This window comes from Curtobacterium pusillum (assembly GCF_013359865.1).
Classification (GTDB): domain Bacteria; phylum Actinomycetota; class Actinomycetes; order Actinomycetales; family Microbacteriaceae; genus Curtobacterium; species Curtobacterium pusillum.
Genome location: NZ_JABMCE010000029.1, coordinates 1 through 8778, shown reverse-complemented (window position 1 = coordinate 8778; position 8778 = coordinate 1). Strand labels below are relative to the sequence as shown.

Sequence of the window (8778 nt, the reverse complement as noted above, 5' to 3'; positions counted from 1 at the left end):
CTCTGGGGCCGGCGCTGGCGCTGACCGTTCCGGAGCACGCTCCGGGCGCGCGGGCGCCCCCGACGCAGACGTGGCGGCAGGTGCGACCGTGGCGCCGGGTGCGCGCGAGGTGGTCGGCGCGGGCGTGGTCCCCGCTGCCGGGATCGTCTCCGGTCCGGCCTGGTGGCCACCGGCGTCCCCGACGCCGATGCGTCGCTCGAGACGCTCCACACGGGCGAGCGCACCACGCTGGGTGTCGTCGGCCTCGGGCACGAGCATCCGCGCGGTCATGAGCTCGAGGTGGAGTCGCGGCGAGGTCGCCCCCGTCATCTCGGTCAGCGCCCGGTTCGCGATGTCCGCCGCGCGCGAGAGCCCGGTGGCACCGAAGACCCCGGCCTGGCGGGTCATCGTGTCGAGTTCTTCCGGCGAGACGCCCCGGAGGACGGCCGCGGCGCTCTCGTTCGTCGCGGCGACGACGATGAGGTCGCGGAGGCGCTCGAGCAGGTCCTCGACGAAGCGGCGCGGGTCCTGCCCGGTCTGCACCACGCGGTCGATCGCCGCGAACGCCGAGGCGGGATCGGCCACGGCGAGCGCGTCCACGACGTCGTCGAGCAGCGCCGCGTCGGTGTAGCCGAGGAGTGCGACGGCACGGTCGTAGGCGATCGCCCCGTCCTCGCTTCCGGCCATGAGCTGGTCGAGCAGCGACAGCGTGTCTCGGACCGACCCGCCGCCGGCCCGGACGACGAGGGGCAGCACGCCCGGGGCGACCGTCACCGATTCCTGCGTGCAGAGCTGCTCGACGTACTCGAGCATGGCTGCCGGCGGGACGAGTCGGAACGGGTAGTGGTGGGTGCGCGAGCGGATCGTGCCGATGACCTTCTCGGGCTCGGTCGTCGCGAAGATGAACTTGACGTGCTCCGGCGGTTCCTCCACCAGCTTGAGGAGCGCGTTGAAGCCCTGCGGCGTCACCATGTGGGCTTCGTCGAGGATGAAGATCTTGTAGCGGTCGCGTGCCGGTGCGAACACGGCGCGGTCGCGGAGGTCGCGGGCGTCGTCGACACCGTTGTGGCTGGCGGCGTCGATCTCGATGACGTCGAGCGATCCCCCGCCGCCGCGGGCCAGTTCGACGCAGCTCGGGCACACGCCGCACGGGGTGTCCGTCGGCCCCTCGGCGCAGTTGAGGCAGCGCGCCAGGATGCGGGCCGAGGTCGTCTTGCCGCAGCCGCGCGGACCGCTGAACAGGTACGCGTGGTTCACCCGGTTCGTGCGCAGGGCCGTCCGGAGCGGATCGGTGACCTGCGACTGTCCGATCAGCTCGGCGAAGTTCTCGGGCCGGTAACGGCGATACAGGGCGGTGACCACGCCCCAAGGGTAACCGGGACGACCGACACCCCGTGCCGCCGGACGGCGACCTGTGGGAAGTCCGGCGCTCGGCTCGGACGCACCCGCGAGAGCCGGCGCGGAACGAAGAAGACTCCTCACGCACCCGCACACGAGAAAGCACAGCCCCGGTTACCCCGCGGAACGAAGAAGACTCCTCACGCACCCGCCAGAGCCCGGTTACCCTTGCTGCGTTTCCGCCCTGGGGGAGTTGGCCTGGATGGCGTCACGTGAGGAGCCGCCGAGAAGTCTACCGGATGCACCGGGCATGATCGGACACATGAAGATCGCCATCGCCGGAGGACACGGTCAGATCGCCCTCCTCCTCGCCCGCCTCGTCACCGACGCCGGCCACGACGCCGTCGCCATCGTCCGGAACCCCGCGCACGTCCCCGACGTGGAGCAGCAGGGCGCGACGGCGATCGTCGCCGATCTGGAACAGCTGGACGACGACGAGCTCGCGCTCCGGCTCCGCGGGGTCGACGCGGTGGTCTTCGCAGCCGGAGCCGGGCCGAACAGCGGTGCCGAGCGGAAGCTCACGGTGGACCGTGACGGCGCGATCCTCCTCGCCGACGCGGCGGAACGTGCCGGCATCCGCCGCTACGTCATGATCTCCGCGATGGCGGCGGACTCGTACGATCCGGAGCGCGCGGTGGTGCCCGCCCGGACCGAAGCCGACGTGTTCCAGGTCTACCTGCGCGCCAAGGCCGAGGCGGACGCGAGCCTCCGCGCGCGGAGCCTCCGGTGGACGATCGTGCGCCCGGGCGCCCTGCTCGACACCCCGCCCCAGGGCACGGTCGACGTCGGCCGGACGGTGCCGCGCGGCTCGATCCCGCGCGCGGACGTCGCGGCGGTCGTGCTGCACGCGCTCCTCGACGACACCGCGGTCGGTGTCCAGTTCGAGGTCACGAGCGGCAACACCCCCATCCCCGCGGCCCTCTCCGCCCTCAGCTGAGGGCGACCGCAGCCGACTGCCGGGCGATCTCGAGCTCCTCGTTCGTCGGGATGACGAGCACCGCCACACGTGAGCGGTCCGTGGAGATGAGCCGCGCCTCCTTCGAGGCGAGCTCGTTCCGGTCCCGGTCGACCTCGATCCCGAGGTGTTCGAGTCCGGCGAGCACCCGGCGACGCAGCAGCGCGTTGTTCTCGCCCACGCCCGCGGTGAACACGACCGCGTCGAGCCCGCCCAGCTGCGCCGTGTAGGCGCCGACGTAGCGGCGGATCCGGTGCCGGTACACGGCGAGCGCCGCCTCGGCGTCGTCGTCGCCGTTCAGCGCCGCGTCCTGCACGTCGCGCATGTCGCCGTTCCCGGTGAGCCCGAGCAGCCCGGACTGCTTGTTGAGCATCGTGTCGAGTTCGTCGAACGACAGGCCAGCCTCGCGGTGGAGGTGGATGAGGACGGCCGGGTCGAGGTCGCCGGAGCGGGTGCCCATGACCAGGCCCTCGAGCGGTGTGAGGCCCATCGACGTCTCGATCGATCGGCCACCGTCGATCGCCGCCGCGGACGCCCCGTTGCCGAGGTGCAGCACGATGGTCTTCAGCTCGGCGAGCGGTCGGCCGAGGAACTCCGCGGCCTGCTCGGACACGTACTTGTGGCTCGTCCCGTGCATGCCGTACCGGCGGATGCGGTACTTCGCGGCGAGGTCCGCGGGGATCGCGTACGTGTACGCGTGCGGCGGCATCGTCTGGTGGAACGCGGTGTCGAACACGGCGACCTGCGGCACGTCCGAGAACACCTGCTTCGCGGCCCGGATCCCTTCGAGGTTGGCCGGGTTGTGCAGTGGCGCGAGGCTGTTCAGTTCCTCGATCTCGCGCTCGACGTCGTCCGTCACGACGGTGGCCCGATCGAAGGTGGTGCCGCCGTGCACGACGCGGTGGCCGACGACGGCGGGCGGGTACTCGTCGAAGGACGGACCCACCTTGGCGAACGCGTCGATCATCGCCTGGAAGCCGGCGGCGTGGTCGGGGACCTCGGTCGAGTCGTTGGACGAGGACTCACCGGTGAGCGCGTTGGTGTGCTTCCACGCCCCCGTGGACTCGCCGATGCGTTCGACGAGTCCGGAGGCGAGCGTGCGCTCCCCCTCGAGCTCGATGAGCTGGTACTTGAACGAACTCGAACCCGAGTTCACGACGAGGGCTGCGGTCACTGGTGGTGTCGCTTTCTGCTCATGGCCTGGTCGGCCGGACTGGAGGCGCGGCGCGGGTCGGACGGTCAGGCCACGTCGGACGCGGTGCCGGCCTGGATCGCGGTGATCGCGACCGTGTTCACGATGTCGCCGACGAGCGCGCCGCGGGAGAGGTCGTTGATCGGCTTGCGCAGTCCCTGCAGCACGGGGCCGATCGCGACGGCACCGGCAGAGCGCTGCACGGCCTTGTACGTGTTGTTGCCCGTGTTGAGGTCGGGGAAGATGAACACCGTCGCGCGGCCGGCCACCGGCGAGTCCGGCATCTTCGTGCTCGCGACCGTCGGGTCGGCGGCGGCGTCGTACTGGATCGGTCCCTCGACCAGCAGGTCGGGACGGCGCTCGCGGACGAACGCGGTGCCGGCGCGGACCTTGTCGACGTCGGCCCCGGTGCCGCTGTCGCCGGTGGAGTAGCTCAGCATCGCCACGCGCGGGTCGATGCCGAACTGCGTCGCGGTCTCGGCCGACGAGATCGCGATGTCGGCGAGCTGCTCGCTCGTCGGGTCCGGGATGACGGCGCAGTCGCCGTACACGAGGACCCGGTCGGCGAGGGCCATCAGGAACACGCTCGACACGATCGAGGTCTCCGGGCGGGTCTTGATGATCTCGAAGGAGGGACGGATCGTGTGCGCCGTCGTGTGCTTCGCCCCGGAGACCATGCCGTCGGCAAGGCCGAGCTGGACCATGAGCGTCCCGAAGTAGGACACGTCGGTCACGGTGTCCCGGGCGAGTTCGATGCTCATGCCCTTGTGCGCCCGGAGCTTCGTGTACTCCTCGGCGAAGCGCTCGCGGAGTTCGGGGTCGAACGGGCTGACGAGCTGCGCGGCCTCGAGGTCGAGGCCGAGTTCGGTCGCTCGGGTGCGGATCGCCGCGGGGTCGCCGAGGATCGTGAGCTCGCACACCTGCCGCTGCAGCAGCGTCGATGCCGCTCGGAGGATGCGGTCGTCGTCACCCTCGGGCAGGACGATGCGCTTCCCGTAGCCGCGGGCCCGGTCGAGCAGCCCGTGCTCGAACATGAGCGGCGTGACCACGCCGGAGGGGGCGAGCTGGAGCCGGTCGCGGAGGGCGTCAGCGTCGACGTGCTGCTCGAAGAGCGCGAGCGCGAGGTCGGCCTTCCGCGGGGAGTCGGCCGCGAGCCGCCCGCGCGTCTGGGTGATGCGGAGCGCGGTGTCGTACGTGCCGAGGTCGTTCTGTGCGATCGGCAGCGAGCTCGAGAGCCCCTCGAGCAGCCGCGAGATCTGCGGCGCCGTCTCGAACCCGCCGTTGAGGATCACGCCGGCGAGGCTCGGGAAGGTCTCGGACTGGTTCGCCAGCAGCGTGGCGATGAGGACGTCGCTCCGGTCCCCCGGGACGACGACGATGCCGCCTTCGATGAGGCGCGGCAGCACGTTCTCCATGCTCATGCCGGCGACCACGGTCCCCAGTGCCTCGCGGTCGAGCAGCGCCTCGTCCCCGCGGACGAGCGTCGCACCGGTGGCGGCGAGCAGCGCCCGCACGGTCGGGGCGACGAGGACGCGGTCCTCGGGGATGGCCCACACCGGCAGGTCGGGGTGGTCGTCGTGCACGGCGTGCTCGACGCTCGACACGACGGCGGCGAGGGCGTCCGGATCGGCACGGTTCACGACGATGCCGAAGAGCTGCGCGTGCGCCGCCCGGAGTTCGCTCGTCGTGACGTCGGCGACCTGTGCCATGTCCGCGGGCGTGCGGGCGTCGCGTTCCCCGGCGTCGCGGCCACCGAGCACGAGCAGCACGGGGGCGCCGAGGTTGACCGCGACCTTGGCGTTGAACGACAGCTCCGTGGGGCTGCCCACGTCGGTGTAGTCCGAGCCGAGCACCACGACCGCGTCGCACTGCCGTTCGACCTGGGCGAACCGCGTGACGATCGTCGCGAGGGCCGCGTCGGGGTCCGCGTGCACGTCGTCGTACGTGACGCCGACCGCGTCGTCGTAGGAGATGCCGACGGCGGTGTGTCCGAGCAGGAGCTCGAGCACGTAGTCGGGTTCGTCCACCGAGCGGGCCACCGGCCGGAACACGCCGACCCGTCCGACCGAGCGTGCGAGGGTCTCGAGGACCCCGAGGGCGACGGTGCTCTTGCCGGTGTGCCCTTCTGCTGACGTGATGTAGATGCGGGTCGACACGGGTCCAGGGTAGCCGCGCGCTTGTCGTGACAACTGGGAGCGGACGGATCGGCGGACGGAGGTGGTCATCCACACCCCCGAAGACCTGTACCATGGGGTGTCGTCGTCGCGAGACGGTGCCAGGAGAATTCGCCTAGTGGCCTATGGCGCACGCTTGGAAAGCGTGTTGGGTGCAAGCCCTCGGGGGTTCGAATCCCCCATTCTCCGCCAGTCGCAGTTGGGTGCGCGCACAGCACCCAACTGCGGGGTTCGAATCCCCCATTCTCCGCCGACAGCAGAAGCCCCTGGGACGGTCCGTTCCGGGGGTTTCTGTGCTCGGGGAGTCCCCCACGCGACGGACCCCGCTGCACCCCGTTCGCCATGGACTGGCCGCGAAACGAGGCCGAGGGGTGGAACGGGCTGTCCTCGATACCCGTCGCACCTCTAGACTGCCGGGACGGACGACCCCCGGACGGGTCGGACACGGTGCAGGAGCGGCAGGGGCGTCGCTCCCGGGGCGGACGTTGAGTGCTGCCCGGGCACCCGAGGGGCGAGGAGTCCACGTGGGGGACCTGACGGCGCCGGCGGCTGCTCGCCCACGCGCCACCGCGTACGACGTGGTCCTGCGGCCGCGACGGTCGTTGGTGCGCTCGACGATCCTGAGCGTCGTGTTCTCCGCCGTGCCGCTCGCCGTCGCCCTCGTCTGGGTGTCGCTCCCCCTGCGCCTCTGGACGTTCGTCGCGACCGTGGTGATCGTCCTCGCGGTGCACGTGGGCATCGTCTTCGTCCGACTCGGTACGGCGTTCATCGGCATCGACCCCGTCGCCGTCACCATCCGTGGTGTCGTCACCCCCAACCGCCGTGTGGCCCGCGACCGCGTGCACAGCCTGGTGCTCGCGACCACCTACGGCAGCGCGGTCGAACGGACGACGCGGGAACTCGTGGCCTTCGACGCCGCCGGGGCGCACCTCTTCCGGTTGCGCGCCGACACCTGGGGCGACACCGGCATCGACCGCGTCGTGGAGGCGCTCGGGGTCCAGGTCACGGACCAGACCCGGCCCATGTCGCTCCGCGAGTTCGTGCGGCGCTACCCGGCGAGTCGAGCCTGGTACGAGCAGCGCGGCGCGTACGTCGCCGTCGCCGTGGCCGCCACCCTCGCCGTCGCCGGACTGCTCGTCATCGAGACCGCCGGACTCGTCGGCGGCTGATCCCGGACGAGGCGGGTCACCGGCGTCGGCGCAGGGTCGAGAAGATCCCCTGCACGACCTCCTTGGCGATGGTGCCGCCCAGACCGGACCCGAGCAGGTCCGTCAGCGGATCGTTCGCCTTCCGCGACGTCGTCGTCCGGGTCGAGGACCGTTTCGACCGCCGCGCGTCGGCGGCGCGCTCGGCACGCTCGAACTCGCGCTGCGCCCGCTCGTACTCCTTCTGCGCCGCGGCCCGCTCGCGTGCTTCCTGCTTCTCCTTCGCGGCGGCCGCCTTCGCGGCCACCGCAGCAGCCCGCGACGCCTCCTTCTGCGCCTCGGCAGCCGCTGCCGCCGCTGTCTCCCGCGCATCGGCCGCCGCCGCCTCCGCGGCCGCGGCCTCCATCCGCCGGGCGAGCATCTCGTGCGCGGAATCCGGGTCGAGCCGGGTGCCGTAGGTCGCGAGCAGCGGTGACGACTGCACCCGCGCCTCCAGGTCCGCCGCCGACAGCGCGTCCATCGACCCCTCCGGCGCGCGCAGCCGCGTCCAGGCCACCGGGGTCGGGGCGCCCCGCTCGTTCATCACGGTGACGATCGCCTCACCGGTGGCGAGCGACGTGAGCACCTCGCCGAGGTCGTAGTCGCTCGTCGGGTACGTGGACACGGTGGCCCGGAGCGCCTTCGCGTCGTCGGGGGTGTGCGCACGGAGCTGGTGCTGCACGCGGGACCCGAGCTGCGCGAGCACGTCGTTCGGGACGTCCTTCGGCGTCTGGGTGACGAAGAAGATGCCGACGCCCTTCGATCGGATCAGTCGGACGGTCCGGACGATCTGCTCGAGGAAGTCCTTCGACGCCCCGCTGAACAGCAGGTGCGCCTCGTCGAAGAAGAACACGAGCTTCGGCTTGTCCTGGTCGCCGACCTCGGGCAGCTCGTTGAACAGGTCCGCGAGCAGCCACATCAGGAAGGTCGAGAAGACCTCGGGCTGGTCCTGGACGCCGGGTACCTCGAGCAGGCTGACGATCCCCCGGCCGTCGGCGGCGGTGCGGAGGAACACCGTCGTGTCGATCTCCGGCTCGCCGAAGAACCGGTCGGCGCCCCGGTCGGCGAAGGTGATCAGTTCGCGGAGGATCACGCCCGCGGTCTGCTTCGACAGGCCGCCGAGTTCAGCGAGCTCCGGCCTGCCCTCGTCGCTCACCAGGAACGTGAGGACGCTCCGCAGGTCGGACAGGTCGACGAGCGGCAGTCCCGCGCGCTCGGCGTAGTGGAACACGAGACCGAGCGAGGACTCCTGCGTGTCGTTCAGGCCGAGGGCCTTCGACAGCAGCAGCGGACCGAAGCCGGACACCGTCGCGCGGATCGGCACGCCCGTCCCCTGGCCCCCGAGGGAGTAGAACTCGGCCTGGCTCGCGACGCCCTGCCACTGCTGCCCGATGCCGGCGGTGCGTGCGAGGAGCTTGTCGTTCGCCTGCCCCGCGACGGCGAGCCCGGACAGGTCGCCCTTGATGTCGGCCGCGAACACGGGCACCCCGTTCGCGGCGATCTGTTCGGCGAGGACCTGCAGCGTGCGGGTCTTGCCGGTGCCGGTCGCACCGGCGACGAGCCCGTGCCGGTTCAGCATGCCGAGCGGGATCCGGACCTGCACGTCGGGCAGCGCCGCGCCGTTCACGAGGGCGCCGAGCTGCACCGCGCTGCCCTCGACCTCGTAGCCGGCACGGATCACGCCGACCGCGTCGGCGTCGAGCGGCCCGTCCGTTGCCACGGTCATCGGTGCGTCCGCCAGCCCGGCCGTCGGTCGGACGGGAGGCGCGGTGCCAGCCACCGGCGTCGCCTGCGGCACCGGGGTGGTCGCGTTGTCCACCGCGGGCTCCGCGTCGGGCGCGAGTGGCGCCTCCAGGCCGGCGGGTGCCGGCGACTCGGCGACCGCCGGCTCCGCGT

6 protein-coding genes, 1 tRNA gene and 1 other RNA gene are annotated in these 8778 nt (G+C 71.8%); 3 read left to right on the top strand and 5 right to left on the bottom strand.

The genetic code is table 11. The features are described from left to right. Positions 1-1341: DNA polymerase III subunit gamma and tau (locus tag HP507_RS00595; RefSeq protein WP_175349943.1), on the bottom strand; the 1341-nt coding region annotated here is incomplete at its 3' end. Positions 1342-1505: 164 nt separating this feature from the next. Then, an RNA gene (ffs, locus tag HP507_RS00590) (signal recognition particle sRNA small type) lies at positions 1506-1602 on the bottom strand. A 37-nt stretch (positions 1603-1639) separates the two neighbouring features. Between ffs and HP507_RS00585 the strand changes: the two genes are divergently transcribed. Beyond that, positions 1640-2314, top strand: a complete 675-nt coding sequence (locus HP507_RS00585) for an SDR family oxidoreductase (RefSeq protein ID WP_175349942.1) — start codon at positions 1640-1642, stop codon at positions 2312-2314. Here the strand turns inward: HP507_RS00585 and HP507_RS00580 are convergent. Together HP507_RS00580 and pta are read right to left on the bottom strand one after the other, a co-directional pair. Further along, positions 2307-3506 carry an acetate/propionate family kinase gene (locus HP507_RS00580; protein WP_175349941.1) on the bottom strand — a complete coding sequence of 400 codons (1200 nt, stop codon included), beginning with the start codon at positions 3504-3506 and terminating at the stop codon, positions 2307-2309. The genes HP507_RS00585 and HP507_RS00580 overlap by 8 nt on opposite strands. 65 nt (positions 3507-3571) lie before the next feature. Then, positions 3572-5680: a phosphate acetyltransferase gene (gene pta, locus HP507_RS00575; RefSeq protein WP_175349940.1), complete on the bottom strand. Its 2109-nt coding sequence runs from the start codon at positions 5678-5680 to the stop codon at positions 3572-3574. A 122-nt stretch (positions 5681-5802) separates the two neighbouring features. Here pta and HP507_RS00570 point away from each other — a divergent pair. Both HP507_RS00570 and HP507_RS00565 read left to right on the top strand, forming a co-directional pair. Next, positions 5803-5890 (top strand) — tRNA-Ser (locus tag HP507_RS00570). A 332-nt stretch (positions 5891-6222) separates the two neighbouring features. Next, positions 6223-6867, top strand: coding sequence for a hypothetical protein (locus HP507_RS00565; RefSeq protein ID WP_175349939.1), 645 nt, complete (start codon positions 6223-6225; stop codon positions 6865-6867). 16 nt (positions 6868-6883) lie between these two features. Here HP507_RS00565 and HP507_RS00560 read toward each other — a convergent pair. Next, on the bottom strand, positions 6884-8778 hold a 1895-nt coding region (locus HP507_RS00560), incomplete at its 5' end, for a helicase HerA-like domain-containing protein (RefSeq protein ID WP_420890007.1).

Bases quoted from the DNA above. Each gene is read 5' to 3' on its own strand.
- HP507_RS00585 (WP_175349942.1), top strand. From the start codon at position 1,640: ATGAAGATCGCCATCGCCGGAGGACACGGTCAGATCGCCCTCCTCCTC.